Origin of the sequence: Lentzea sp. NPDC058436, from assembly GCF_042721515.1 — a bacterium.
In the GTDB taxonomy this organism is placed as follows: domain Bacteria; phylum Actinomycetota; class Actinomycetes; order Mycobacteriales; family Pseudonocardiaceae; genus Lentzea.
Genome location: NZ_JBHXLF010000002.1, coordinates 395,594 through 420,379, shown reverse-complemented (window position 1 = coordinate 420,379; position 24,786 = coordinate 395,594). Strand labels below are relative to the sequence as shown.

Below are 24,786 nucleotides of genomic sequence, written 5' to 3'. Positions count from 1 at the left end.
TCAGAAAGTGATGATCCTCAGCTTCAACTTTCGTTGGACGTGATACATCCAGGCGCGCAGGGTGGAGTCATGTCCGTGCTCCTCGAATCACCGGTCGCAGAATCCCGCACGAGCAAGCACCACGGCCGGGGCTTCTGGGCCGTGGCCGCGACCTTCCTCGTCGCGATGGCCTACTCGACCGTGCCCGCCCCGCTCTTCCCGCTCTACGTCGCCCGCGAGGGCCTGTCGACGTTCGCGATCACCGTCGTGTTCGCGGCCTTCGCCGTCGGCGTGGTCGTCAGCCTGGTGCTGGCGGGCCACGTCTCGGACTGGATCGGCCGCAAGACCGTGCTCATCCCCGCGCTGGGGCTGGAGATCGTCTCCGCACTGCTCTTCCTGACCAGCACGTCGCTGCCGGTCCTGGTCGTCGCCCGCGTGGTCAACGGCCTGGGCGTCGGCATGATCGCCGCGACCGCCACCGCCTACCTCTTCGACCTGCACGCGCGGCACCGGCCGGGAGCGTCCCCGCGCCGGTTCGAGATCGTGTCGACCGCCGCGAACATCGGCGGGCTCGGCGTCGGCGCGCTGGTCTCCGGTGTGCTCGCGCAGTACGCGCCGTCTCCGCTGAGCACCCCGTACGTCGTGCTGGCGGTGCTGCTCGCGGTGAGCATCGCCGCGGTCGCGCTGACGCCGGAGACAGTGGTGCGCTCGCGGGTCCCGTACCGCCCGCAGCGGATCAGCACGGACCACGGCGACCGCGCGGGCTACCTCGCCGCGGCCACCGGGGCGTTCACCGCGTTCGCGGTGTTCGGCGTGTTCACGTCCGTCTCACCCGGTTTCGTGGCGGGCGAGCTGCACCACCCGTCACGCCTGCTGGCCGGGCTCGTGGTGTTCCTCGTGTTCGGCGGGGCGGCGCTCGCCCAGACCGTGACAGGTGAGCTGACGCCGGGTGTCCGCCGCGCGATCGGCCTGGGTGGTCAGGCGATCGGCGTGCTGCTGGTCGTCGCCGGGATGCACACGACGAGCTTCCCGGTGTTCCTGGTCGGCGGCGCGATCGCCGGTGTCGGCGCGGGCGTGCAGTTCAAGGCGTCGATCGGGGCGGTCGCGGCGATGGCGGCGCCGGAGAAGCGCGGTGAGGCGTTGGCGACGTTGTTCTTCATCGCCTACCTCGGGTTGAGCGTGCCGTCGCTGTCGATCGGCCTCGCGACCCGGTACCTGACCCCGGCGGCGGTGATGACGTGGTTCGCCGCGATCCTGCTCGTGCTGCTGGGCGGCGTGGCCGCGCTCAGTCGACGTGCACGTGGAACGGATGCCGGACGTCCTTCTCGCAGGTGAGGACGTTCAGGTTCCCGTCGCGCCCGAACGCCCACTCGACGTGCTCACCGGACGGCTCGCGCGTGCCCAGCGACAGCGTCTGCCGCTGTTCCGCACCGCACTCCGGGCACGTGAACGTGGCCGGGCCGGTCTGCCACCAGCACGTCCAGCCGCCGATCTTCGTGCCGGCCGACGTCTCCGGCCACTCCTCGTCCTCAAGTTCCTCCGGCCGGTCGTACGGGTGCGCATACTCGGTGAACCTGATCGGCTCCAGCACGTTGACCGTGGGCACGTAGATCTCCTCCTGCACGGAGGGTTCCGGCTCCTCCTCGACCAGTTCGACCACGGTCGAGGAGTCGCGCCACACCAGCCGCACGTCAGGGCCACCGACCCCGATGTGGTGCACCGTGCACAGGAAGACCTGCAGCAGGTCCGTGCCCTCGGGGAACGGCAGTTCGGGGAAGTCGCGCCGGTAGAGCTGCAAGGCACCGACGAACGGCAGCCTCACGCCCTCCGACTTGACGTTGATGTCGTAGTGGCCGTCGCCCTCGCACCACGGCCACGGCTCGTCGATCGGCCACAGCACCGGCCCGCCGATGTGGCTGTCGGCGTCCGTCGGTTCGCCGGCGGCCGGGTTGAGCAGCACCGCCGGCCGCGCGAAGTTCTCCCTGATCGACACGGGCCGGAAGACTAGTCCCTGTCCCGCAAGTCTCGTCGGGCGAGAGCGGCGGCCGAGGGACCCGGAGGCGCCACCGCCGCAACGTCCGAATACGCCCGGTATGAGGCCGCCGCGGCGGCGGCGCCTCCGGGTCTCTCGCCCGCGTCTCTCACCAAACGAACTTGCAGGACAGGGCCTGGTCGGGTAACGAGATCCGGGTCCACGCCGACCTCGGGGGCATGAGGTTCTCGATCACACCTGTGCTGCTCGCCGTACTCGCGGCGGGCTGCGCCCCGAGCGTCACCGGGACACCCTCCACCGGCGAGTCCACTCCGGACCGCACGACCCAGGAGCAGACGACGCGCCAGGAGACCACGTCCGCGCCCACGACCACGACGGCGAGCAGGACCACCGCGCTGAACGGGGTGTCTCCCGACCAGTACGAGGGCATGCCGTCGCAGTACTGCGAGACGCCGTTCACCGGGGCGCTCGGCAAGCCGATGCTGGCCGTCGTGGTGGAGACCCCGGCGGGGAGGCTGAACTGCGACCAGGCCGGCGCCGTGCTGTTCGACTACTACGCCCAGCGCTCCGACCCGAAGACGGGCCTGCCGGCGATCGAGATCGGGCCGATGTCGTGCAACCAGGTCCCCGAGGGGATCATGCCGCAGGTCGTGTGCGCGGACGAGGACAACGTCATCTACTCGATGTGGCCCCAGACGTGACAACGGGGTGGGCGACCCGCGGTCGCCCACCCCGTTCGTGCTGAAGATCAGTCCGTGCCGAACTCCATGGCCGCCGCGTCGAGCAGCTCGTCGGCCGCCGAGACCTCACCGCGCGAGGCGATGGCCTCCGCGCCGCCGTCCGGCACCTCGCCGATCAGCTGGGTCGGTTCCGGCAGCGCCGAGATGAGCGCCGACTGGCGGTTGCCGACCATGCCGAGGCCCGCGAAGAGCTCCAGCTTGGCGCGCGAGTCCGCGATGTCGAGGTTGCGCATGGTCAGCTGGCCGATGCGGTCGACAGGGCCGAATGCCGAGTCCTCGGTGCGCTCCATCGACAGCTTGTCCGGGTGGTAGCTGAACGCCGGGCCGGACGTGTCGAGGATCGAGTAGTCGTCGCCCCTGCGCAGCCGCAGCGTGACCTCGCCGGTGACGGCGGCGCCGACCCAGCGCTGCAGCGACTCGCGCAGCATCAGGGACTGCGGGTCGAGCCAGCGGCCCTCGTACAGCAGGCGGCCGAGCTTGCGGCCCTCGTTGTGGTACGCCGCGACGGTGTCCTCGTTGTGGATCGCGTTCACGAGGCGGTCGTAGGCGATGTAGAGCAGCGCCATGCCGGGCGCCTCGTAGATGCCGCGGCTCTTGGCCTCGATGATGCGGTTCTCGATCTGGTCGGACATGCCCAGACCGTGGCGGCCACCGATGGCGTTGGCCTCCAGCACCAGGTCGACGGCGTCGTGGAACTCCTTGCCGTTGATGGTGACCGGGCGGCCCTGGTCGAAGCCGATAGTGACGTCCTCGGTCGCGATCTCGACCGACGGGTCCCAGAACTTGACGCCCATGATCGGCTCGACGATCTCGATGCCCTCGTTGAGCAGTTCGAGCGACTTGGCCTCGTGCGTCGCGCCCCAGATGTTCGCGTCGGTCGAGTACGCCTTCTCGACGCTCGACCGGTAGGGCAGGTCACGCTCGAGCAGCCACTCGGACATCTCCTTGCGGCCGCCGAGCTCCGTCACGAACGCGGCGTCGAGCCACGGCTTGTAGATCCGCAGCGACGGGTTAGCGAGCAGACCGTAGCGGTAGAACCGCTCGATGTCGTTGCCCTTGTAGGTGGAGCCGTCGCCCCAGATCTGCACGTCGTCGTCGAGCATGGCGCGCACGAGCATGGTGCCCGTGACGGCCCGCCCGAGCGGCGTCGTGTTGAAGTAGGCACGACCGCCGGAGCGGATGTGGAACGCGCCGCACGCCAGCGCCGCGAGGCCTTCCTCGACGAGCGCGGCACGGCAGTCCACGAGTCGCGCGATCTCGGCACCGTAGGTACCTGCGCGGCCGGGGACGGTCTCGATCTCGGGCTCGTCGTACTGGCCGATGTCCGCGGTGTACGTGCAGGGCACAGCGCCCTTCTCACGCATCCACGCGACCGCGACGGAGGTGTCGAGACCACCGGAGAAGGCGATGCCGACGCGTTCGCCGGCCGGAAGTGAAGTGAGCACCTTGGACACATTGAGAATTATGCACGACAATGTATGAGCATGCACGTCCGGGTTGCTGTTACCTACGCCTCAACCGCGTTTTCCCAGGTCGGCTACGCGAGATCCAGCTCGTCGGCCTTCGCCCGCATCCGCTGAATACTGCCCTCGTGCTCGTCAGCGCGCATCGCCGTGATGGCCGCGTACAGGTGCGCGCCGACGTACGGCTCCTCTTCCTTGCGTGCGTTGACCTCGCCGAGCGTGGCGTTGTACATGGCGTGCGACATCGCGGCGAGCAGCGCGCGCATCTGTGCCGCGACACCCCTCGGGGCGGACGCGTCGATGATCGGGGTGACCCGTTCCCACACCTCGTCCGGCGGGCCGGGCGGGTAGATCTGGTTGAGCCCGAGCAGGCCGTTCTCCAGCGCGCCCATGACGAGCCAGACCTCACCCTCGTCGTCGGGCAGCATCCGTTCGACGGCCTCGGCGTCCCGCTGGTGGTACGCGATGGCGAGCCTCAGGCCGAGGGCCTGGCTGCGGTTCTTGCTGGCGGGCTCTTCGAACCACCACTGCTGTTGCGCGGTCCTGGGGAACATCTCCGCAGTGTGCGGCAATGATCTCGATTTCGCCCGAGGGTTTAGGCAAGCCTAACCAAAGGTGTAGTTTGCGGGCATGACGCGCTACTCCGCCTTCGAGAGGTTCACCCTCAAGGCAGCCACCAAGGCCGCCGAGATGATGATGGCCCCCGCGAACCGCCGCGAGGTCTTCGAGCAGTTCGTCATGACCGTCTCCGCGGTCACCGAACTGGGCGACCACATGCGCCGGATCACCTTCCACGCGCCGGAGTTCACCTCGTACGCGGTCACGGGCCCCGACGAGTACTTCGGCCTGATGGTCGCGACCGGCCGCGACCTCGTCATGCCGTCCGACGACCGCATCAACGTCCGCACGGCGCTGCGCGACATGCCCGAGGACACGAGGCCGGACCTGCGCTGGTACACCGTCCGCGCGCACCGCCCCGACGTGGCCGAGATCGACGTCGACTTCGTGGTGCACGGCGACGCGGGCCCCGGCACCCGCTGGGCACGCCGCGCCGTCGCGGGCGACCAGGCGGGCTTCCGCGCCGGCGGCTAGGCCTACCGCCCGCCCGCCGAGGGCTCGGTGCTGCTCGCGGCCGACGAGACCGCACTGCCCGCACTCGCCGCGATCCTTGAGGTGGAGACGCGGCCGCTGCACGTGTTCGTCGAGGTGCCGGACGAGTCCTACAAGCTCGACCTCGACGTGGAGTGGGTGTACCGGGGCGACGCCGAGCCCGGATCCGCGGTGCTGAAGGCGATCCAGGAGCAGGCGCCGTCCACTGTGGACTACGCGTGGGCGTGTGGGGAGTCTGGGCTCGCGAGCGGGGTGCGGCGGCACCTGACCAAGGACCGCGGGGTGGACCGCAAGGCGATCATGTTCAGCGGGTACTGGAAGGTCGGCTCTGCGCGCGGGTGACGGGCTTCAGCGGAGCCCTTCGAACGCCGTGCGGTACCACTCGCTCCACTCCGCAGGGCGGCCGTCCGGCCCCACCTTGACGATCACCCGGTAGCCCGAAGCGTGGTGCCCGCACCGAAATCCGTAGCGGGCACTGGTGGAACCGATGCGCTCGGCGGTGATCTCGACCGGGAGCACGCCGGGCACGGTGACGACCGCGCCGAACTCGACGTGCAACTCCTTGACCACGAAGGTCAGATCGCTGGTCCGGTCGAGCCCCATCGACGCGTGCAACGCGGCCTGCGCGCGTTCCAGGTGCAGGACGAACCGCGAGGGCTGAAGGAGCCCGTTCTGATCCGCCTCGTCGAGGAAGACCGGGCTCTCCCAGTGAAAGCTCACCACAGCTCCTCGGCGCGGGGGCACGTCGAACGATGCCAAACGGTGCCAGGTGAACTCCGGTGGATCAACCCGTTGCGACGGGGTTGTTAAATTCCCGGTACGGCAAAGATTTGGCGAAGTCACTAGACGTGAACGCCGTTCATGTACCACCTTCTGCCTCGCAAGGCCTTCCGCTCCCCTGCTCACCGGAGGCTGACGTTGAGGAAGAAACTCCTGTCCGCGCTCGCCGGCGCCCTGCTGATCACCGTGCTCGTCCCGGGTGTCGCGCTCGCCGACCCGCCCAGGGCCATCCCCGCGAACTATGAGGAGGCCGACGGCAAGTGGCAGCCGGCGTTCGACTACGACGGCGACGGCTGCTACCCCACCCCGGCGATCTCGCCGACCGGTGACATCGCGCCGGGCCTGAAGAACTCGGGCGCGCTGAACGGCAACTGCCACGACAGGTCGGACCTGGACAACACCAACTCCTACAGCCGCTCCAAGTGCAACAACGGCTGGTGCGCCTACCTGTACGACCTGTACTTCGAGAAGGACCAGGCCGTTCCGCTGATCGACTGCTGCGGCCACCGCCACGACATCGAGCACGTGATCGTCTGGGTGCAGAACGACGTCGCCCAGTTCGTCTCGACGTCGGAGCACGGCAAGTACAAGACCCACCCGCGTGCGAACGTGCAGTGGGAAGGCACCCACCCGAAGATCATCTACCACAAGGACGGCGCCAGCACGCACTGCTTCCGGCTGGCCGGCAACGGCGAGCAGGCCGAGAACCACTACGGGGTCTACCAGTACCCCGACCTGGTCAGCTGGGACCGCTTCCCGGCCGGCGTGCGCGACAAGCTCGTGAACGCGAACTTCGGCAGCGCGTCCCTGGCGATCAAGGACGGCGCGTTCAACCACAACCTGAACATCGCGAAGCCCGCCGGGATCCCGTTCGACCCGAACGCCTGATCACTTCGCCACTCGGTCGAGCCACTCGGCCAGGAGGACCCGTTCCGCGTGCGACAGCATCCGGGGCGGGTCCTCTTCCAGTGCGGCCTTCAGAGCGATCGCGCGGCTCGGGATGTCCGTCGACTCGTCCGGTGAGGCGTCCTTCGTGATCGCCCTGATCACGTTCTCGCGCGTGAACGTGATCAGCCCCAGGTCGCGGTCCTCCTCCGGCGTCGCGATCAGCGCCAGCACCACGCCCAGGCCCGTCGCGTGCACGAACTGCGCCGCCTGCTCCACCGGGACCGTCAGGCGACCCGCCGACGCGATGCGGCCGACGATCTCGCGGAGCATCGCGTCCGCCTCCAGCCGCGCTTCACGCTTGCGCGGCTCGCCGTACATCAGCAGGTAGAACGCGGGCCGCGCCAGGCCGAAGCCGATGTGCAGGTCCCAGCCCCGGCGGAGGTCGTCCACCGGGTCGCCGGTGGCCCCCATCTCCTGCTTGGACGCGAGGTAGCCCGCGAAGCCGTGCGCCGCCACGGCGTCGAGCAGCCCGTCCTTGTCGCCGAACAACCGGTACAGCGTCGGCGCCTGCACCCCCGCGGCCGTCGCGACCGCGCGCGTGGAGACCGCTTCCTTGCCGCCCTCGACGAGCAGGTCGGCCGCAGCCTTCACCAGACGCTCTCTCGTGTCCATGTAACAACGATAACACGCGAGCAGTAGCGCTGATTCGATATCAGTGCTAACTTGATTGAGGTAACGACGGAAACAGCAGCTAGGAGCTTCGACATGACTCGCGTTGCGATCGTCACCGGCGGATCGAGGGGCATCGGACGGGCGGCGGCCGAACGTCTCGCCGCCGACGGCCTGGCCGTCGTCATCGTGTACGCCGGCAACAAGACAGCGGCCGACGAGGCCGTCGAGAAGATCAGGTCGGACGGTGGCCAGGCGGTCGCGGCCCAGGCCGACGTCGGCGACGAGGAAGCCGTTGCCGCCGCGTTCGCGCTGGCCGCGGAGACGTTCGGCGGCGTGGACGTCGTCGTGAACTCCGCCGGCATCATGCCGCTCGGCACCGTCGCGGACATGGACCTCGACACGTTCGACAAGATCATGCGCACCAACGCCCGCGGCACGTTCGTCGTGAACCAGCAGGCCGCGCGGACCCTGCGCGACGGCGGCGCGATCGTCAACGTCTCGTCGTCCGTGGTGGGCCTGCGCTTCCCCCAGTACGGCGCCTACGCGATGTCGAAGGGCGGCGTCGAGGCGCTGACGCTGATCCTGGCCCGCGAGCTGCGCGGCCGCGACATCACCGTGAACACCGTCGCCCCCGGCCCCACGGCCACCGAGCTGTTCCTCGACGGCAAGGACCAGGCGACGATCGACACCCTCGCGAAGCAGCCGCCCCTGGAACGCCTCGGGCAGGGCACCGACATCGCCGAGGTCGTCTCCTTCCTGGCCGGCCCCGCGCGCTGGGTCAACGGCCAGACCATTCGTGCGAACGGAGGCATCATCTGATGGGCAAGGTCATCGTCGTCACGGGCGCATCGAGCGGCTTCGGCGCACTCGCCGTCCGCAGGCTGGCCCTCGCCGGCCACACGGTCTACGCGGGAATGCGGGAAACGTTGGGCCGCAACGCTTCCGCCGTCTCGGAGCTGCAGAAGTTCGGTGCCGAGAACAAGGCCGACGTGCACGCCGTCGAACTGGACGTGCAGTCGCAGGACTCCGCCGACGCCGCGATCGAGTCGATCATCTCCGACCAGGGACGGCTGGACGTGGTCGTGCACAACGCGGGCCACATGGTCACCGGCCCGGCCGAGGCGTTCACGCCGGAGCAGTACGCGGCCCTCTACGACGTCAACGTCCTGGGCACCCAGCGCGTGAACCGCGCCGCCCTCCCGCACCTGCGCGGGCAGCGTTCCGGCCACGTCGTGTGGGTGGGCTCCAGCTCGACGCGCGGCGGCACTCCCCCGTACCTCGCGCCGTACTTCGCGGCCAAGGCGGCGATGGACGCCGTGGCGGTCTCCTACCGCGCCGAGCTGCTGCGGTTCGGCATCGACACCACGATCGTCGTGCCGGGCGCGTTCACCCACGGCACCAACCACTTCGCGCACAGCGGCACCCCCGCCGACACCGCGCGGGCGGCGGAGTACGAGGAGCTCTACCCCGGTCTGATGGACCAGGTGGGCGAGCGGCTGGCCGAGCTGGAGCCGTCGTGGGCGGACGTCGGTGCGGTGGCGGACGCGATCGTGGACGTGGTGGGTGCCGCGCAGCCTCCGTTCCGCGTGCACGTCGACCCGTCGTCCGATGGCGCCGAGGTTGTGAACGCAGTAGCGGACCGGGTGCGCGGGGAGTTCCTGCGGCGGGTGGAGCTGGCCGACCTGATCTAGCGGTGGCGCAGGAGCGCGGACACGGTGAGGAACCGGTAGCCGCGCTCCTTGAGACCGGTGATGATCGGCTTGAGAGCCTGGCGAGTCTGGTCGCGGCTCGCGTACATGGGGTGCAGCAGGATGATCGAGCCCGGCCTGGTCTCCGCGAGCGTCCGCCGGGCGATCTCCTGCGCGGTGGGCGTGCCCGCGGAATCCGGTTCCACGTCCCACATGACCGTCGTGCGGTGGTGCTGCTTCAGGTAGTGCGGCAGGGCGAAGAGCTTCTTGCCGTGGGGCGGCCGGAAGTGGATGTCGCCGGTGTAGCCCGTCCTGCGGATCCGGTCGTCGGTGTCCTCGATCTCCTTCGCCACCGTGCCGGGCAGGACGCCGATCATGCGGGGGTGGTGGAACGTGTGGTTGCCGATCTCGTGGCCGGCCTCGGCGATCTGCCTGCCCAGGTCTGGGTGCTTGTCGAGGTCGCGGCCCATGAGGAAGAACGTGGCCGGAACCTGCTCGGCTCTCAGGAGGTCCAGGACGATCTGCGTGCCGGCGGGGTCGGGGCCGTCGTCGAAGGTCAGGGCCACCAGCCTGTCGCCGGTCTCGCCGCGGGCGACCAGGTCACCGAAGAACTGGAACGTGCGGGCGCTGCTGACGTTCCACAGGGAGACCGCGGCGATCAAGACCACGACTAGACCCACGGCGGCGATGATCGTCGGTTTGCGGCGCAACCACTTCATGCGCCCACCACGACAGTCGATTCCCCGGTGCTCAGCACCCCGTCGTCCAGCGGCACGCAGCGGACGCCGCCCTTGCCCCGCAACCCCTTGAACGCCCCCGGCCCGATCACCTGGTCCATCCACGCGCAGGGGTGCGCCGGCCGGTGGACCTCGAACCGCACCGGCCCGTCCCCGCTGTCCAGGCTGAACACGGTCCCCCGCGCCAGCGAGTCCACGTCGAACCCGCGCACCACGACGTTGCGACGCGCCAGCAACGGATCCACGGCCCACGGCTCCACCGACTCGGCCGAGATGAAGGTGATCGCCGCGTTGCGGTGCGCGGGGTGGTTGAAGTAGCGGTCGCCGACCACGCCCAGCCCCGCGCGGATCTCGACGCGATCGCGCGACACGGGCCCTGGATCGGGACGAGGGCCGTCCGACGGACGGCCCTCGAAGGCGTGCACGGGTGAGACGTGCAGCGCGACGATCTCGATCAACGCTCGCCGAGCTGCCACTCCGGCCGCACGTAGTGGCACGTGTAGCCGTTGGGGTAGCGCTCCAGGTAGTCCTGGTGCTCGGGCTCTGCCAGCCAGAAGTCCGACTCCTGCGTGACCTCGGTGACGACCTTGCCCGGCCACTTGCCCGAGGCGTCGACCTCGGCGATGGTCTCCTCCGCGACCTTCTTCTGCGCGTCGTCGGTGTAGAAGATCGCCGAACGGTAGCTCGCGCCGATGTCGTTGCCCTGGCGGTTGCGGGTCGACGGGTCGTGGATCTGGAAGAAGAACCCGAGGATCTGCCGGTAGCTGAGCTGCTCCGGGTCGAACGTGATCTCGATGGCCTCGGCGTGGTTGCCGTGGCGGCGGTACGTGGCGTTCGGCGTGCTGGGGTCGCCGGTGTACCCGACGCGGGTGGCGACGACGCCGGGGTGGCGGCGGAACAGGTCCTGCATGCCCCAGAAACAGCCGCCTGCGAGAACTGCCTTCTCCGTCACTGTGACGCTCCTCTTCTCGGTGTTCACTCAGGAGAACGCTCGGTCTCGCCCGATTCATCCCCGTCAGGTTGTGACGTAACCATTACGGACCTGGCTTCGATGACTTCGCCCAGGTAGCGGACGACGACGGCCACGGCTGCGGCGACCGGGACGGAGAAGAACGCGCCCGCGATGCCGTAGAGCGACGTGCCGGCGGTGACGACGAGCAGGACGACGGCCGCGTGCAGGCGCAGGCTGCGGGACTGCAGGATGGGCTGCAGCACGTTGCCCTCGACCTGCTGCACGACGATGACGATCGCGAGCATGATGATCGCGGTGGTCAGGCCGTTGCTCACCAGGGCGACGAGCACAGCCAGCGCGCCGGCGATGAACGCGCCGATGATCGGGATGAAGCCGCCGAGGAACGTCAGCGCGGCCAGCGGGATCGCCAGCGGCACGCCCAGGATGACCAGGCCGAGGCCGATGAACACGGCGTCGATCAGCGACACGATCGCCTGGCTGCGGATGAAGCTGCCGAGCGTGACCCAGACCCGCTCCAGCACCGTCGTGAGGTGGCCGCCGGCCCGTTCACCGACGACGCCGCGCAGCCACGGCGTGAACCGCGAGCCGTCCTTCACGAAGAAGAACGCCAGCAGCAGCGCCACCAGCCCCGTCACGAGGCCGGACGTCACCGCGCCCGCCCCGGTCAGCAGCCCGCCCGCGATCGACCCGATGCTCGACTTGAGCTGGTCGACGCCCTGCGAGATGAGCCGGTCGAGGTCGCTGCCGCGCAGGTTGAACGGCGGCCCGGACGCCCAGTCCTGGAGCTGCTGGATCGCCTTCTGCGCGCTCTGCGCGATCTCCGGCACACCGGACGCGATCGACGACGAGATCGCCGCGATCACCCCGCCCAGCACACCGAGCCCGACGATCAGCACGATCGTCGCCGACAGGGCCGAGTTGAGGCCCTTCGACATCATCCAGCGCGCCGGCGGCCACAGCACCGTCGTGATCAGCAACCCCAGCAGCACCGGCATCACGACCACCCACAGGGTGCCGATCAGCCAGAACACCATCCAGAAGCCGAGCGCGGCCAGCGCCGTCCGCAGACTCCACCGCGCGAGCCAGCTCACGCCGTGCCCGATGGCCTCACCCTTGTCCGCCCACCTGCGATCCCGTTCCACGCCCACAGTCTGTCGTGATCTAGCCCGTTCGGGTGGCGGGACGCGCCGAATTCACCCGCGGCCCCAGAACGCGTCCTCCTCCGCCGGGTCGGCCGTGAACAGCCACACCTCGGCGACCTTGCCGTCGACGACGCGCATCAGGTCGACGCCGACGCCGTCCATCTCGGCTCCGGGCCGCGTGGCCGTCCAGTGCACCGAGCCCGCCACCAGGTCTCCGTTCACCCCCAGCGGAGCGTTGCGCCTCAACGAGAAGGTGCCCTCGGACACGGCCATCATCCCGCCGATCATGGCCCCGACGGCGTCGCTGCCGCGGTGCAGGCCCGAGAACTGGTTGTCGCCGGGCTGGTGCCACACGACGTCGTCGGCGAACTGGGCGGCGACGGTGGCGAGGTCGCCGGACTCCAGGGCCTCGAAGTAGGCGGTGACGACGGCGAGCGGGGTGGTCATAAGTCTCTCCTTTTCCTTGCGGTTGACCTATGCTCACGAAAAGTAACCAATTACCTCAACGTAACCATTGGACGGATGTGCGCCATGTCACAGACCATGCCGGACTGGAGCGTGCTCGCGGCCACCTGCCCGTCGCGCACGAGCCTGGCGCGCATCGCCAACAAGTGGACGGCGATGGCGGTCTCGGTGCTGGGCAACGGCCGCGCGCGGTTCGGTGACCTGAAGGCGCAGCTCGACGGCATCAGCGGCAAGGTGCTGACGGAGACGTTGCGAGACCTCGAACGCGACGGGCTCGTCACGCGGCACGTGTTCGCGGAGGTGCCGCCGCGGGTCGAGTACGAGCTGACGGAGCTCGGGCTCACGCTGCACGAGCCGTTGCTCGCGTTGTGCCGGTGGGCGGAGGAGCACATCTCGGAGGTGCTGATCAACCGCGAAACCTACGACGCCCGTTAGCGCAGGCTCGCGGCGCACTCCACGACGGTGTCGCGGGCGGGGCGCGGGGCCCAGCCGAGCATCGACGACGCCTTGGCGTGCGAGTAGGTGTAGTCGCGGCCGAGCATGGGCACGAGCGGCCGCATGTCCTTGGCCACCAACGAGGCCGCGCGCACCACGAAGTCCGGCAGCTCGCGGGACGCCACCGAGAGGGACCGCGCCACGTCGGCCATCCACATGAACTCGCTGACGGCGATGAACCTCTCCCCCGCCGCGGAAGGCGCCGTCATGGCCCTGATGTGCAGGTCGGCGACGTCGCGGACGTCGACGATGTTGAGACCGATGCGCGGCACGCCCGGCATGCCGCCGAGGATCCGCTCGATCACCCGCACCGAACCCATGTTGTCGCGCGTCTGGATCGGGCCGAAGACGGCGCCGGGCAGCACCGTGACGAGCGAGGTGTCCTTGTCGCGCATGAACTCCCACGCCGCCCGCTCGGCCAGCAGCTTGGAGCGGCGGTACTCGTCGATCTTCACGCCCGACGGGTCCGTCCACACCGTCTCGTCGAACGAGCCGGTCGCGTTCCGCGGTGGCGTCGCCGCGGCGCACGACGACGTCATCACGACGCGTTCCACGCCCGCCTCCACCGCGAACCGCAGCACGCGCAACGTGCCGTCGCGCGCCGGGCCGACCAGGTCGTCACCGCCGGTCATGGGAGACGCGACGTGCAGCACGTACCGCACGCCCTTCATCGCCTCGGCCCAGCCGTCGTCGGACATCAGGTCCGCCGTCACGACCTCGTAGCGGCCGGGCACGACCGGACGGCGGCCACGCGTCGTCGTGCGCACGTCGTAGCCGCGCTCCAGCAACGCCTCGATGGTCCAGCCGGCCACGAACCCCGTGCCGCCGGTCACCAGAACAGTCACGACCAACCTCCTGTTTTGTTAGCCGATCGGCTAACGAAACTGACTGTACCATCGCCGCATGACCCGTGCCGCCCAAGCCGAACGCACCCGTGCGACGATCCTCGTCACCGCGCGCAGGCTGTTCGCGAGCCACGGGTACGACGCGACGTCGCTGCAGACGATCGCGGACGAGATGGACGTGACGAAGGCGAACGTCTACTACTACTTCCGCACGAAGTCGGCGATCCTGGAAGCGTTGCTGGACAACACCATCGCGTTCTTCGAGTCGATGCTAGACGAGACCGCGAAGATCAAGGGCAAGCGAGCGCGCGCGGAGTACGTGGTCGCGGGGTTCGTGGACCAGGTGATCGCCAACAGGGCGTTGTCCCCGCTCGGGCAGACCGATCCGAGCGTGCGCCGCAACGAGCGGATCAACGCCGAGCTGGCCAGGCTCGCCGGCCGGGCCATGGAGCTCCTCTACGGTCCCGAACCGAGCGACGACCAGCGGGCCGCGTGGTTCCTGGCGAGCGACGTCGGCCCGGTGATCGCCGCGTTCCCGCACCTGACCGACGACGAGCTGCGCGAGGTGCTCAGGCGGCTGTGCCTGCGGGTGCTGCGGGTGTGAGCACGCCGTCGACGTCCGGCACCAGCGAGCCGCGGATCAGGGTGCGCACGACGGGCAGTCCGGAGAGCCGGAACACCAGGTCGCGCAACGAGATCCGCCACGCCGACGAGGGCGCCATCCAGCCGATGAACCGCCGCCCGAACTCCTGGGTGCGCTCCACGGCGGGCTTCAGCCGGGCCTGGTAGCGCTCGAAGGCGCCGTCGAGGCCCGCGGACAACTCCTCCGCCAGCACGCACGCGCCGGTCATCGCGAGCGATGCCCCGTGGCCGGCGAACAGCGAGACCGCCCCGCACGCGTCGCCGACGAGCACGACCTTGCCGCGATGCCACACCGGCATGTCCACTTGGGACACCTCGTCGTAGTAGACGTCCTGCGGCACAACGGAGAGCAACGACGGCGCGACCCAGCCGAGGTCGCCGAACCGCGTCCGCAGCTCTGCCGCCGGATCAGCGGGAAGGTCGGCCACAGGCGACCGGTGCAACATCAACGCGGCCATCGAGCCGTCCCGCACGGCGTAGCACCCGATCATCCGGTGCGGGACCGTCAGCATCTGGTACCGGTAGCCGATCCGGGCGCTCAGCTCAGCGTCCCGGATCGAGAACGCCGCCACGTGGTGCCCGAGGTACCGCACGAACGACGGCCCGAACACCAGCTCCCGCACCCGTGAGTGCACGCCGTCGGCGCCCACCACGAGGTCGAACTCCCCCGTCGACCCGTCCGAGAACGTCACCAGCCCGTCGTCGACAGCGGAAACCGTTGTGCCGTAACGAATCGGAGCGCGCACGTCGTCGCGGATCACGGCGGCCAGGTCGCCGCGCAACAGGCTGATCACGCCGTCCGCGACCGCTTCGTAGGCGTCCGCGGAGATCTCACCGCGCCGCCGGCCGCGCGAGTCCACGCTCGTCACCGACGAGATCGGCGCCCGCCGCCGTTCCAGCTCCGGCAGCAGGCCCATCCGCCGCGCCACCTCGTGACCCGGCCCGAAGAAATCGATCATGTAGCCGCCCTCGCGGAACGACGGCGCCTTCTCCACGACCAGGACGTCCCAGCCGGCGCGCTCCAGCCACCACGCGGTGGTGAGCCCGGCGATCCCCGCTCCGACGATCAACGCACGTTGGGCATTCGACTTAGGCATATGCCCAACTTAGCACTACGGATGCATCCGGCGGCTGCTCCGCCCGCTCGTCCAGAACCACAGACCAGCGACGACCAGCGCCAACACGCCCAGCCCGATCGCGCCGTCGGACACGCTGTCGTCCTGCTGCTGAGGCTGCGAGTACTGCTGAGGCGGCGCGACGGGAGCGGACGGCGCGACGGAAGACGGCTGCGCGACCAGCGCCAGCGGGATCGCCTCGGTGTCGTTGAAGTCGACCACCCCGGTGGCCTCCAGCACCGTCATGTGGTCGAGGACGGTGTCCATGCAGACCTTGGCGTAGTCGCGGATCGCGGTGTTGCGCGTGCCCGTGCGCACCGTGGCCAGGAACTTGTAGACCACGCCGTGCGCCGCACGAAGCCTGTTCGCGAACACGCGGTCGAACTCGGGGCTGCGCGCGGGCGCGGCCTCCATCTCGTCCAGCCACCCCTGCTGCGCCTCGCTGGGCCGCGTCGGCAGGTCCACGTTCAGCGTCCGCGCGAGCTCGACGGTGCGCCGGTCCAGGTCAGCGTGCCCTTCGATCAGGTGCCGCCCGGCCTCCTGCACCTTCGGGCTGGACGACTTCTCCAGCCCCATCCGCCCGGCGGGCCCCTCCCACAACCCCGCGAGCGCCACCTTCTGCAGCAGGTCGCGCCCGGCAGGCCCCATCGGCCCGAACCGCGTCTGCACGTAGTCCGGCCCCAGATCCTGCTGAGCGAACGCGGGCTGCGCTCCGACCATCAACACCAGCACCGCGACCAGAAGTATCCGCATGCCGAGAGGTACGGACAGACCACGGCGCGTCGACCGTTGCACAGTGCAATGTTTATCGTTTCGTTACCAGGAGCGCATCCTGCTAGAACTGGGGGAGTGAGCGATGTCGACGAACTGACCGACGCGGTGCTCACCGCGTCCCGCCTGCTGGTAGCCGTGTCGGCGCGGTCGCTCGCGGCCGTCGAGGAGACGCTCACGCTGCCGCAGCTCAGGATGGTCGTGCTGCTCGACAGCCGCGGCCCGATGAGCCTCACCGCGCTCGCCGACCTCCTGGAGGTCAACCCGTCCACGGCGAAGCGCATGATCGACCGCCTGATCACGTCCGGCATGGTCGACCGGGAGCCGAACCCGGCCACGAAGCGCGAGGTCGTGGTCGTGGCGAGCGCCGAGGGCAGCAGGGTCGTCACCGAGGTGATGGCCCGCAGGCGGGCCGAGATCAGCAGGATCGTCGCGCGCATGCCGGAGCACCTGCGGCACGGCCTGGTCGAGGCGCTGGCCGCGTTCGCCGAGGCCGGCGGGGAGCCGCGCTGGTCAGCCCGCGACGAGACGCCGGAACGGGCCCGCGACCGCGCGGAAGTCGACTGACGGGTCGAGCGCGCGGTGCAGCACCAGCCCGTCGATGGCCGCACCCAGCAACAACGCCACCGAGTCGGCGTCCTTCACCTCCGACGCCCGCAACCAGTCGGCGACCCGCCCCCGGAAGTCGGCGACCAGCGCCGCCAGGCCCTCGCGCAGCTCCGGCAGCCGATGCGCGGCCAAGAACGCCTCGGCCAGCAGCAACGACTCGGGATCCGTTCCGGTGAAGCGGGACAGGTCCGCGAAGAGCCGCTCGACGCCCTCGGCCGGCGACACCTCCCGCAGCGCGTCCGCCGACTCGGCCAGCATCCGGGTCGCGTGCTGCAGCGCGGCCGTCGCCAGCAGCTCGGACACCGACGAGAAGTGGTAGTGCACGAGCGCGGCGTTGACGCCGGCCCGTTCCGCGACCAGCCGCGTGGTCACCGCACCCCAGCCGACCTCGCCCACGAGCTGCGCGGCGGCGTCGATCAGTTGTTCACGGGTGCGGCGGCCTCGGTCGGCTGATTTGGGCACGCGTTCAACTTAGTGCGGCGGCCTTCTTCGCGAACGCCTCCAGCACCTCGGCCCAGCCGCCCGTGTTGTCCCGATGAGCCTGCGCGCGCAGCTCCTCTGAGCCTGCGAGCTGCGAGAACCCGCTCTCCACGACCTTCAGCCGGGTCGCGGCTCCCTCGGGCGTGAGGGTGAACTCGACCAGCGTCGTGTTGTTCGCGGTCAGCTCCTGCCCGCTGAACGCGCTGGCCCAGCGGTAGGCCACGTAGGTCTGCGGCGTCACGGTCACGACCCGCACGGGGTACTCGCCGTGCTCCTCGTGCCGGCACAGGGTCGTCTCCCCCTCGACCGCGGTCCCGGACGGCTGGGAGGCCACCCAGAACCCCGGCTCGGTCACCAGCTGCCAGACCCGCTGCAGCGGTGCCTCGATCAGGGTCTCGCGTTCGATCCGGTCCACGCTCACGACAACTCCCAGGTCGGCCAATAAGTGCAACCCTAGAGTTGCACATCCCCCCGAGGATGCGCAACCCCAGGGTTGCATGTGGGTCGTCAGCGGGCGCCCTGTGAATCCACGATCTTCGTGGTCACCGCCGACGAACTGCGGACGGTCCCCTTCTCCAGCCCGCCCTTCTCCTGCGGAAGGTCCTCGGCGACGGTCTCCCGGCGTCCGATGTAGTCCCCGTTCTCCGGGTCGACGATGAACTCGATGAAGTCGTCGAAGTACTTCATGCCGAGCGCGACGCCTTCCTTGCCGTCGAGGTTGGCCTTCTTGTCGGTCACGACAAGGCCGGGGATCAGCGCGAGCGCGCGGAAGATCGTCGCCCGCACCTCCGCCGGGTACTGCCCCGAGTTCAGCGCCTCGCCTGCCGACATGAGCGCGCCGGCGTCACCGGCGTGGCCCTGCTCCCTCAGCCTGTCCAGCATCGCCGCGGGGTCCTTCGGGAGCGACGCGACGAACTCCGGCGTCGGGTTGGAGAACGTCCCGTTGGTGCACCGGTCCGGCTGGCCCTCGGCGTAGAAGGAGTAGCTGCCGCACTTGCCGCGGAACTCCTGGCCGTCCTTGAACGGGCCGCCGTCCGGCCTGCCCTCGCCCTCGTGACCGTCGAGCCACTCGACCTGCCCGACGACGATCTTCTGCAGCCACTCGTCGCGGCGGTCGGCGGGGATCCACTCGTCGGTCCCCGCGTCGGTGGTCCACGCCTTGGTGGAGCCGTACTCGACGGTGATGCCGTGGTAGCGGCTGCGCACGTAGCGGAACTGGCCGGGTCCGACCGGGCGTTCGACCACGCGGGAGGCCAGGTCGGCGGCCTTGACGAGCTGTTCGGCGGCGGTCGCGGAGTTGCCGCCGGTGAGGTCGACGGTCGACGCGGCGAGGCCCGCTCCCGTCAGCACGGTGACGGCGGCCGCGGCGGCGAGCCAGCGGGTGCGGCGGGGCTTGCTCTCGACCGGTCGTGCGGCGCGGTCCTTCAGCGCGGTGGCCAGTGCGGTCCTGCCGGCGGCCACGTCGAACGCGACGGGCTCGTCGCCGGCACGGGACAGCGCGGCGTCGAGCACGCGGTCGAGGGTCTCGGGCTTGGTGGGCTCAGACATGGCTGTCCTCCTTGAAGTCGTGGTCGGTCGCCGCGAGGCGGGTGCGCAGCCGTGCCCGGCCGCGGTGCAGGCGGGTGCGGACGGTGGCCACCGGGACGTCGAGCGCCACGGCGATCTCGGCCGGCGTGAAGTCCGCCCACGCGTGCAGCAGCAGCACCTCGCGTTCCTCGACGCGCAGTTCGGCGAGCCAGGCGGTGAGCGGTCCGGCGAGCGTGCCGGCGTCCGCCGCGGCGCTGGCCCGCTCCCCGATGTCGGCCACGTCAGTGCGCGCCGCGTGCTCCTTGCTCCACGCCCGCAGCTTGCGCTCCTCGGCGCGGACGTGGCCGCGCAGCAGGTTCGTCGCCACGCCGTAGAGCCAGGCGCGGACGGCGTCGGCGTCGTAGGCCTGGCCCGCCCGCTGGTCCCACAGCACGAGGAACGCCTCTGAGACCACGTCCTGCGCCGTGTCGGCACCGACCCGCCTGGCCACGTAGCGGTGCAGCCGTTCGGCCGTCGATTCGTAGAGGGTGAGCAGCGCGGCCTCGTCCAGCACGGCCGGCGCCACTCCGGGTGTCAGCGCCACCGGCGCCTCTCGGGTTCGCACGGACCTACCTGGTCGCAGGCCCCACGAGCGTTCCCGGCGTGTGCTCACGGCCACATCGTGGGGCAGCCGGTCAGATCTCGCGCGGGAACGGGTGGCGGGCGGCGAACTCGGCGGCGGTCATCCCGAACAGCACCGCGTCGTGGTGGCGTCCGGCGAAGAACTCGTGGTCGCGCAGCCTGCCCTCCTCGGTGAAGCCGAGCTTGCGGTGCAACGCGATCGAGGCGTCGTTGAACGCCCACACGCCCGCCTCGCACTTGTGGAACCGCCGCTCGCCGAACATGTAGCTCAGCAGCAGCCGCACGGCCTCCGTCGCGTAGCCGCGTCCTTTGTGGCCGGTGCCGATCGCGACCCCGTACATGAACCGGCCGGCGCGGTGGTCGATCTCGCTGGTCGTCATCATGCCCACGACCGCGTTGTCCGCCAACGACTCGACGGCGAGGAACACCCTCTCGTCCTGGTCCTTCAGCGCCGTCTTCTGCGCCCATTCCCGTTGCGCGGCAGCGGATCGCGGCGGGTGGATCCGGTCCATCCGCCTCATGTCGCCGGTGTTGTCGTCGAACCGGTGGAAGGCCTCCCAGTCCTCCGGTTCGACACCGCGCAGCCGGACGAGTTCTCCTACCCAGGCAGAGGTCATCTCATGATCGAACGACCACCCGATCGTGTCTGGCAAGCGGATTACTACTATCGCCGGATGACCGCCTACGACGATCTCGAACTCGACACGACGGTGCTGCCGGAACGCCAGCAGAAGATCCTCGTCGCCATCCGCGACTGGGTCGTCGAGCACGGCTACTCCCCCAGCACCCGCGAGATCGGCGAGGCCGTCGGCCTGAAGTCGTCGTCCAGCGTCTCGAAGCACCTGGCGGCGTTGGAGGACAGGGGTTTCCTCAAGCGCGGCGGTTCGATCACGCGCCCGATGGACGTGCGGGTGTTCCTCAGCGGCGCGCCCGTCGTGCCGGGCAGGGCGTCGGGGGACTCGATCTCGGTGCCGGTCGTCGGTGACATCGCCGCCGGCGCGCCGATCTCCGCCATCGAGCACGTGGACGAGGTGCTGCACCTGCCGCGCGGGCTGGTCGGCCGCGGCAGCAACGTGTTCGCGCTGCGCGTCCGCGGTGACTCGATGATCGACGCCGCGATCTGCGACGGCGACACGGTCGTCGTCCGGCAGACGCACGAGGCGTACAACGGGCAGATCGTCGCCGCGATGATCGAGGAGGAGGCGACCGTCAAGGTGTACCAGCGCAAGGGCGGCCACGTGTACCTCGAACCGCGCAACGAGGCCTACCCGGTGATCGACGGCGACAAGGCCGTCATCCTCGGCATCGTCGTGTCGGTGCTGCGCAGCGTTTAGAGCACGCCCCAGTCGCGTGACCTCAGGTGCTCCACGACGGCGTCGGTCGCTGCCGTGGTCGCGCCTCGGGTGACCACGTAGAGGGTGTTGAGCGGCGGAACCTCCGGGTGGTGCAACTGCTCGACGGACCCCGCGGCCAGCGCCGGTTCGGCCAGGTAGCGCGGCAGGGCTGACACGCCCGCCCCGGCGATCACGGCGGCCAGCACCGCGCGCAGGTCCGGCACGGTGATCGTGGCGGTGGTGCGCGGGCGCCTGCCGAACTCGCTGCGCCAGTAGCGGCGCAGGATCGGCAGGTCGCCGGAGTAGGCGACGAGCGGCAGGTGTTCGAGGGCGCGCGCCGGGTCTTGCGCGAGCAGGTCCCTGTCCACGGTCCTGGCCAGTAGCGGCGGCCCCACCAGCAGGAACTCCTCGTCGGTGAGCGGTGTCGCGGTGAACCCGGCCGGCGGCCGCACCGAGGACAGCACCACGTCGAGCTTCGCGGCCCTGAGGTCGGCGAGCAGGTCGTTCGCCAGGCCGAACACGACCTCGAACCGAAGTCCGCCGCGGGTCAGCGGGGCCAGCGCGGGCAGGCCCCTGACGGTCATGAACTCCGCCGCTCCCCCGATCCGGACCGTGCCGTGGAGGGCCGGTTCGGGGTCCAGCGCCTTCGTGAGCTGGTCGAGGTGCTGCCCGACCCGGCGGGCCAGGTCGTCGGCACGGGGTGTGGGCGTGACCCCGCGGCTGGTGCGCACGAACAGCGTCGCGCCGAGCTCCTTCTCCAGCTTCGCGAGCTGACCGCTGACCGCCGGCTGGGTGAGCCCCCGGCGCGACGCCGCGCTGGTCAGCGAGCCGCCCCGGTAGATCTCCAGGAACGTGACCAGAAGGTCGAGGTCCGTCAAGCTCGTAGCCATAACTCAGCTTATAGCTCTATCGGCACGTTCTACGGATCTGTGATGTCCTGGGACACATGAAGAAGCTACTGATGGTCGTGTCCGCCGCCGACTCGCTGACCCTGGCGGACGGGTCGAGCCACCCGACGGGGTTCTGGGCCGAGGAGGTCGTGGAGTCCGTGCGCGTGCTGCGGGAGGCCGGCGTCGAGGTCACCCTGGCAACGCCCGGCGGCGTCGTGCCGACGGTCGACAAGGCGAGCCTCGACGGCACGTTCGACGACGCCGTCGCCTCACTCGAAGACCTGCGCTCGCCGGTCTCGCTGTCCGATGTGGACGCCGGCTCGTTCAACGCCGTGTACCTGCCCGGCGGGCACGGCCCGATGGCGGACCTGGCGTTCGACAAGACGCTCGGCGCCCTTCTCGCGGACTTCCACGACAACGGCAAGGTCGTCGCGGCCCTGTGCCACGGACCGGCGGGCCTGCTCAGCGCGGTGCGCGCGGACGGCACGTTCGTGTTCGCCGGCAAGGAGATCGCGGTGTTCACCGACGAGGAGGAGCGCCAGGGCGGCCTGAACGTCCCCTACTCGGTCGCCGAACGGCTGACCTCCCTGGGCGCCCGCCTCTCGGGCGGCGAGCCGTGGTCGAGCACCGTCGTCGTGGACGGCACCCTCGTGACGGGCCAGAACCCGCAGTCCACCGTCGCCACCGCCGCCCGCGTGGCCGGACTGCTCGCCTAGAGCGACATCTGCACCACTGCGAGCACGGCCAGCAACGCCGGACCGCGGCTGAGCTGCACGATCAGCCCGAGCGGCGTCGGCCCGAACAGTCCGAAGTCGACGATCGCGGCACCGTGGTCGACCGGCGGCCGGGTGGCGATGCGGTAGACGACCGCCACCGCGCCCACCGCCGACACGAGCCCGTTGAGCACGGACACGTGCGGCGTGAACGCCGTGGTGACGGCACACCACAGCACCGCCCCGGCCGCGGGGAACACGAGGTGCGCCAGCCGCAACGTCCTGTCGGGCAGGCCCAGCATCCGGCGCATCGCGGGTGACCGGCACACGAACTTGAGCCCCGCGGCGAGCCGGTCGGTGGCCAGGAACGCGGCGACGACATGGGCGGCGGGCGCGAACGACAGCTCGCCTCCGAGGGCCACGAGTGCGGGGGCCGGGAGCAGCGCGGTCCAGACGAGGGCCGCGTTGGGGGTGCGGCGCAGGCGGAGGACGTCGGTCCAGGCGAGAGCGGCGACACGGGAGAACGGAGTCGGCCCGCGCGACCGCAGCCGAGCGGACTTCACCCGCCCGAGGGGCGGCCCCAGCTGAGCCGACTTCACCCGCCCGAGGGGCGGCCCCAGCCGAGTGGACTTCACCCGCCCGAGGGCGCGCGCCCTGCGCTCGGCGAGGATCGCCCCGAGCAGCGCGAGGTCGAACCAGCTCACCGACACCTTCGCCACCCCGGCCAGCGCACCTCCCGCCGCGAGGTCGGACCGCCGCAGTCGCCGCACCGACGCGCTCGCCGCCACGGCCAGGCCGATCGCCACCACCCAGGCGGCCACCCCGACCGGCCCACCGGACCAGCCCACCTCCCCGCTGGACCAGCCCACCACCCCCGGTCCTGCCCCCGGCTCGGCGCGCAGGCCGAGAGGCACCAGCAGCGCCACCACCGCCACCCCGACCAGGCCGCTCAGCCACCCCTGCGGCCGCACCCGCCCGCGCTGCGCCACCACGGCCGAGGCCACCACGGCGACCCCTGCAGCAGCCCCGCACACGACCGCGACCAGCGGCGACACCACCGCGCCCACCAGCCCGAACACCACCGCGGGCCAGGCGGCACCCACCCCTGCCCCGACCAGCAGCAGCCCGAAGAACCGGGGCCGCAGCAACGCCCCGCGCGGAACCGGCGAGCTGAACACCCAGAACATCCGGTCGGCACCGGCGAACACCGGCCCGAACGCCAGCGCCACCTTCATCAGCACGGCGGCACCCAGCACCGCCAACCACAAAGCACTCCAGGCGCTCCCCGGCTGGGGCGCCTTCGTCAGCCCGGCGTACGCCCACCCGTACCCGACCAGGCCGATGATCCCGAAGACCACCAGCCGCGAGTACAGCCGCGCGACCACGAACCGCCACGGCAGCGGCGTCCGCAACCGGCGGTCCACGGCCCACGCGGTCACAGCACGACGGTCCGGCACGCCACCGCCTCCACCAGTTCGGCGTCGTGCGACGCGAACACCACGGCTACCCCGGCGGCCTTCTCCGCCAGCAGCCGCGCGCGAAGCCAGGCGCGTCCGGCCACGTCCAGGCGTTGCTCGGGTTCGTCCAGCACCAGCACCGAACGCGGTCGCACGAAGCAGGACGCGAGCCCGAGCCGGTGCCGTTGGCCCGAGGAGAGCGTGGGCGGCAGCTGGTCGGCCACCGCCGACAGCCCGACCTCCGCCAGCACCCCCGACACGTCCTCGTCGGACGAGTGCAACCAGGCCAGCAGCCGCAGGTGCTCCACGACGGAGACATCCGGGAAGTAGTCGGCGTCGTCCAGCAGCGACGCGACGGCGGCGCGGAACGCGGCTGACGACTCGTCCAGCGGGGAGCCCTCGAACAGCACGGTGCCGGTGTCGAGCACCTCCGCGCCGACCAGGCAGCGCAGCAGCGTCGACTTGCCCGTGCCGTTCGCGCCGACGACGGCCACGGCCTCGCCGGGCTCCACGGCGAACGACAGACCTGCGAAAACGGGGACTCCGCCGTAGCCGAAGCCGGCGTCCCCCACGCCCAGCGACATGTGATCAGGGTAATGGGAATGGATCGGGCGCCCAGGCGTTAGAGTAGATGCAAACGCATTAGTCACTAACTTT

The 24,786-nt window shown here is 70.4% G+C and carries 33 protein-coding genes; 12 read left to right on the top strand and 21 right to left on the bottom strand.

The window, feature by feature from the left end:
* Positions 1–69 precede the first annotated feature (69 nt).
* The gene (locus tag ACFWN2_RS09495) at positions 70–1,314 is read left to right on the top strand and encodes an MFS transporter (RefSeq protein WP_382426175.1); all 1,245 of its coding nucleotides are present in this window, start codon (positions 70–72) and stop codon (positions 1,312–1,314) included.
* Here the strand turns inward: ACFWN2_RS09495 and ACFWN2_RS09490 are convergent.
* Positions 1,265–1,972 (bottom strand): hypothetical protein, encoded by a 708-nt coding sequence (locus ACFWN2_RS09490; RefSeq protein WP_382426173.1) that lies wholly within the window; start codon positions 1,970–1,972, stop codon positions 1,265–1,267. The two genes, ACFWN2_RS09495 and ACFWN2_RS09490, sit on opposite strands and share 50 nt — an antisense overlap.
* 218 nt (positions 1,973–2,190) lie before the next feature.
* On the opposite strand from ACFWN2_RS09490, the gene ACFWN2_RS09485 reads away from it, so the two are divergent.
* The gene (locus ACFWN2_RS09485) at positions 2,191–2,673 is read left to right on the top strand and encodes a hypothetical protein (protein ID WP_382426171.1); all 483 of its coding nucleotides are present in this window, start codon (positions 2,191–2,193) and stop codon (positions 2,671–2,673) included.
* Between the two features lie 47 nt (positions 2,674–2,720).
* Here ACFWN2_RS09485 and argG read toward each other — a convergent pair whose 3' ends face one another.
* Positions 2,721–4,166, bottom strand: coding sequence for an argininosuccinate synthase (gene argG / locus ACFWN2_RS09480; protein WP_382426169.1), 1,446 nt, complete (start codon positions 4,164–4,166; stop codon positions 2,721–2,723).
* 83 nt (positions 4,167–4,249) lie between these two features.
* Positions 4,250–4,729, bottom strand: a complete 480-nt coding sequence (locus ACFWN2_RS09475; RefSeq protein WP_382426168.1) for a hypothetical protein — start codon at positions 4,727–4,729, stop codon at positions 4,250–4,252.
* 76 nt (positions 4,730–4,805) lie between these two features.
* On the opposite strand from ACFWN2_RS09475, the gene ACFWN2_RS09470 reads away from it, so the two are divergent.
* A complete protein-coding gene (locus ACFWN2_RS09470; RefSeq protein ID WP_382426166.1) occupies positions 4,806–5,267 on the top strand; it encodes a siderophore-interacting protein in 462 nt (153 codons plus the stop codon).
* Positions 5,268–5,294: 27 nt separating this feature from the next.
* A complete protein-coding gene (locus tag ACFWN2_RS09465; protein ID WP_382426165.1) occupies positions 5,295–5,627 on the top strand; it encodes a siderophore-interacting protein in 333 nt (110 codons plus the stop codon).
* Between the two features lie 6 nt (positions 5,628–5,633).
* On the opposite strand, the gene ACFWN2_RS09460 is transcribed toward ACFWN2_RS09465, so the two are convergent.
* A complete protein-coding gene (locus tag ACFWN2_RS09460) occupies positions 5,634–6,005 on the bottom strand; it encodes an acyl-CoA thioesterase (RefSeq protein WP_382426163.1) in 372 nt (123 codons plus the stop codon).
* Between the two features lie 198 nt (positions 6,006–6,203).
* Here ACFWN2_RS09460 and ACFWN2_RS09455 point away from each other — a divergent pair, with 198 nt between their 5' ends.
* Positions 6,204–6,953 carry an NPP1 family protein gene (locus tag ACFWN2_RS09455; protein ID WP_382426162.1) on the top strand — a complete coding sequence of 250 codons (750 nt, stop codon included), beginning with the start codon at positions 6,204–6,206 and terminating at the stop codon, positions 6,951–6,953.
* Here the strand turns inward: ACFWN2_RS09455 and ACFWN2_RS09450 are convergent, their stop codons facing one another.
* The gene (locus ACFWN2_RS09450; RefSeq protein WP_382426161.1) at positions 6,954–7,625 is read right to left on the bottom strand and encodes a TetR/AcrR family transcriptional regulator; all 672 of its coding nucleotides are present in this window, start codon (positions 7,623–7,625) and stop codon (positions 6,954–6,956) included. It abuts the gene before it with no gap.
* Between the two features lie 93 nt (positions 7,626–7,718).
* Here ACFWN2_RS09450 and ACFWN2_RS09445 point away from each other — a divergent pair, with 93 nt between their 5' ends.
* Positions 7,719–8,444, top strand: a complete 726-nt coding sequence (locus ACFWN2_RS09445) for an SDR family oxidoreductase (protein WP_382426159.1) — start codon at positions 7,719–7,721, stop codon at positions 8,442–8,444.
* Positions 8,444–9,316 carry an SDR family oxidoreductase gene (locus ACFWN2_RS09440; protein WP_382426157.1) on the top strand — a complete coding sequence of 291 codons (873 nt, stop codon included), beginning with the start codon at positions 8,444–8,446 and terminating at the stop codon, positions 9,314–9,316. The genes ACFWN2_RS09445 and ACFWN2_RS09440 overlap by 1 nt, the downstream gene beginning before the upstream one ends.
* Here ACFWN2_RS09440 and ACFWN2_RS09435 read toward each other — a convergent pair.
* The 5 genes from ACFWN2_RS09435 to ACFWN2_RS09415 are packed head-to-tail and all read right to left on the bottom strand — an operon-like array spanning position 9,313 to position 12,612.
* Positions 9,313–10,032, bottom strand: coding sequence for a polysaccharide deacetylase family protein (locus ACFWN2_RS09435; RefSeq protein ID WP_382426155.1), 720 nt, complete (start codon positions 10,030–10,032; stop codon positions 9,313–9,315). The two genes, ACFWN2_RS09440 and ACFWN2_RS09435, sit on opposite strands and share 4 nt — an antisense overlap.
* Positions 10,029–10,526, bottom strand: a complete 498-nt coding sequence (locus ACFWN2_RS09430; RefSeq protein WP_382426153.1) for an MOSC domain-containing protein — start codon at positions 10,524–10,526, stop codon at positions 10,029–10,031. The genes ACFWN2_RS09435 and ACFWN2_RS09430 overlap by 4 nt, the downstream gene beginning before the upstream one ends.
* Entirely contained in the window at positions 10,505–11,002 is a 498-nt protein-coding gene (gene msrA / locus ACFWN2_RS09425) for a peptide-methionine (S)-S-oxide reductase MsrA (RefSeq protein WP_382426151.1), read from the bottom strand. Before msrA ends, ACFWN2_RS09430 begins: the two co-directional genes overlap by 22 nt.
* 23 nt (positions 11,003–11,025) lie before the next feature.
* Positions 11,026–12,165, bottom strand: coding sequence for an AI-2E family transporter (locus ACFWN2_RS09420; protein WP_382426150.1), 1,140 nt, complete (start codon positions 12,163–12,165; stop codon positions 11,026–11,028).
* 51 nt (positions 12,166–12,216) lie between these two features.
* Positions 12,217–12,612, bottom strand: coding sequence for a nuclear transport factor 2 family protein (locus ACFWN2_RS09415; protein WP_382426149.1), 396 nt, complete (start codon positions 12,610–12,612; stop codon positions 12,217–12,219).
* Positions 12,613–12,696: 84 nt separating this feature from the next.
* On the opposite strand from ACFWN2_RS09415, the gene ACFWN2_RS09410 reads away from it, so the two are divergent.
* The gene (locus ACFWN2_RS09410; RefSeq protein WP_382426148.1) at positions 12,697–13,065 is read left to right on the top strand and encodes a winged helix-turn-helix transcriptional regulator; all 369 of its coding nucleotides are present in this window, start codon (positions 12,697–12,699) and stop codon (positions 13,063–13,065) included.
* Here ACFWN2_RS09410 and ACFWN2_RS09405 read toward each other — a convergent pair.
* The gene (locus ACFWN2_RS09405; RefSeq protein ID WP_382426147.1) at positions 13,062–13,970 is read right to left on the bottom strand and encodes an NAD-dependent epimerase/dehydratase family protein; all 909 of its coding nucleotides are present in this window, start codon (positions 13,968–13,970) and stop codon (positions 13,062–13,064) included. The genes ACFWN2_RS09410 and ACFWN2_RS09405 overlap by 4 nt on opposite strands.
* Positions 13,971–14,028: 58 nt before the next feature.
* Between ACFWN2_RS09405 and ACFWN2_RS09400 the strand changes: the two genes are divergently transcribed.
* Entirely contained in the window at positions 14,029–14,574 is a 546-nt protein-coding gene (locus ACFWN2_RS09400; RefSeq protein WP_382426145.1) for a TetR/AcrR family transcriptional regulator, read from the top strand.
* On the opposite strand, the gene ACFWN2_RS09395 is transcribed toward ACFWN2_RS09400, so the two are convergent.
* Both ACFWN2_RS09395 and ACFWN2_RS09390 read right to left on the bottom strand, forming a co-directional pair.
* Entirely contained in the window at positions 14,540–15,709 is a 1,170-nt protein-coding gene (locus ACFWN2_RS09395; RefSeq protein WP_382426143.1) for an FAD-dependent oxidoreductase, read from the bottom strand. The genes ACFWN2_RS09400 and ACFWN2_RS09395 overlap by 35 nt on opposite strands.
* Before the next feature lie 15 nt (positions 15,710–15,724).
* Positions 15,725–16,480 (bottom strand): DUF4142 domain-containing protein, encoded by a 756-nt coding sequence (locus ACFWN2_RS09390; protein WP_382426142.1) that lies wholly within the window; start codon positions 16,478–16,480, stop codon positions 15,725–15,727.
* A gap of 96 nt (positions 16,481–16,576) precedes the next feature.
* Here ACFWN2_RS09390 and ACFWN2_RS09385 point away from each other — a divergent pair, with 96 nt between their 5' ends.
* On the top strand, positions 16,577–17,065 hold the full coding sequence (locus tag ACFWN2_RS09385) for a MarR family winged helix-turn-helix transcriptional regulator (RefSeq protein WP_382426140.1): 489 nt from the start codon (positions 16,577–16,579) through the stop codon (positions 17,063–17,065).
* Here ACFWN2_RS09385 and ACFWN2_RS09380 read toward each other — a convergent pair.
* The 5 genes from ACFWN2_RS09380 to ACFWN2_RS09360 form a co-directional block, all read right to left on the bottom strand.
* Positions 17,012–17,569: a TetR/AcrR family transcriptional regulator gene (locus ACFWN2_RS09380; RefSeq protein WP_382426138.1), complete on the bottom strand. Its 558-nt coding sequence runs from the start codon at positions 17,567–17,569 to the stop codon at positions 17,012–17,014. The two genes, ACFWN2_RS09385 and ACFWN2_RS09380, sit on opposite strands and share 54 nt — an antisense overlap.
* Positions 17,570–17,573: 4 nt before the next feature.
* Positions 17,574–18,008 (bottom strand): SRPBCC domain-containing protein, encoded by a 435-nt coding sequence (locus tag ACFWN2_RS09375; protein ID WP_382426137.1) that lies wholly within the window; start codon positions 18,006–18,008, stop codon positions 17,574–17,576.
* Positions 18,009–18,094: 86 nt separating this feature from the next.
* Entirely contained in the window at positions 18,095–19,135 is a 1,041-nt protein-coding gene (locus ACFWN2_RS09370) for a CU044_5270 family protein (protein WP_382426135.1), read from the bottom strand.
* The gene (locus ACFWN2_RS09365; RefSeq protein WP_382426133.1) at positions 19,128–19,718 is read right to left on the bottom strand and encodes an RNA polymerase sigma factor; all 591 of its coding nucleotides are present in this window, start codon (positions 19,716–19,718) and stop codon (positions 19,128–19,130) included. Before ACFWN2_RS09365 ends, ACFWN2_RS09370 begins: the two co-directional genes overlap by 8 nt.
* A gap of 70 nt (positions 19,719–19,788) precedes the next feature.
* The gene (locus ACFWN2_RS09360; RefSeq protein WP_382426131.1) at positions 19,789–20,352 is read right to left on the bottom strand and encodes a GNAT family N-acetyltransferase; all 564 of its coding nucleotides are present in this window, start codon (positions 20,350–20,352) and stop codon (positions 19,789–19,791) included.
* A gap of 57 nt (positions 20,353–20,409) precedes the next feature.
* Here ACFWN2_RS09360 and lexA point away from each other — a divergent pair, with 57 nt between their 5' ends.
* Entirely contained in the window at positions 20,410–21,069 is a 660-nt protein-coding gene (gene lexA, locus ACFWN2_RS09355; RefSeq protein ID WP_382426129.1) for a transcriptional repressor LexA, read from the top strand.
* On the opposite strand, the gene ACFWN2_RS09350 is transcribed toward lexA, so the two are convergent.
* Positions 21,066–21,959, bottom strand: coding sequence for a LysR family transcriptional regulator (locus tag ACFWN2_RS09350; protein ID WP_382426128.1), 894 nt, complete (start codon positions 21,957–21,959; stop codon positions 21,066–21,068). The two genes, lexA and ACFWN2_RS09350, sit on opposite strands and share 4 nt — an antisense overlap.
* Before the next feature lie 56 nt (positions 21,960–22,015).
* On the opposite strand from ACFWN2_RS09350, the gene ACFWN2_RS09345 reads away from it, so the two are divergent.
* Complete coding sequence (locus tag ACFWN2_RS09345) at positions 22,016–22,675, top strand: type 1 glutamine amidotransferase domain-containing protein (RefSeq protein WP_382426126.1); 660 nt, start codon at positions 22,016–22,018, stop codon at positions 22,673–22,675.
* On the opposite strand, the gene ACFWN2_RS09340 is transcribed toward ACFWN2_RS09345, so the two are convergent.
* Together ACFWN2_RS09340 and ACFWN2_RS09335 are read right to left on the bottom strand one after the other, a co-directional pair.
* Positions 22,672–24,111: a DUF6297 family protein gene (locus ACFWN2_RS09340; protein ID WP_382426125.1), complete on the bottom strand. Its 1,440-nt coding sequence runs from the start codon at positions 24,109–24,111 to the stop codon at positions 22,672–22,674. The genes ACFWN2_RS09345 and ACFWN2_RS09340 overlap by 4 nt on opposite strands.
* Positions 24,108–24,713, bottom strand: coding sequence for an ATP-binding cassette domain-containing protein (locus ACFWN2_RS09335; protein WP_382426123.1), 606 nt, complete (start codon positions 24,711–24,713; stop codon positions 24,108–24,110). The genes ACFWN2_RS09340 and ACFWN2_RS09335 overlap by 4 nt, the downstream gene beginning before the upstream one ends.
* Between the last annotated feature and the right edge of the window lie 73 nt (positions 24,714–24,786).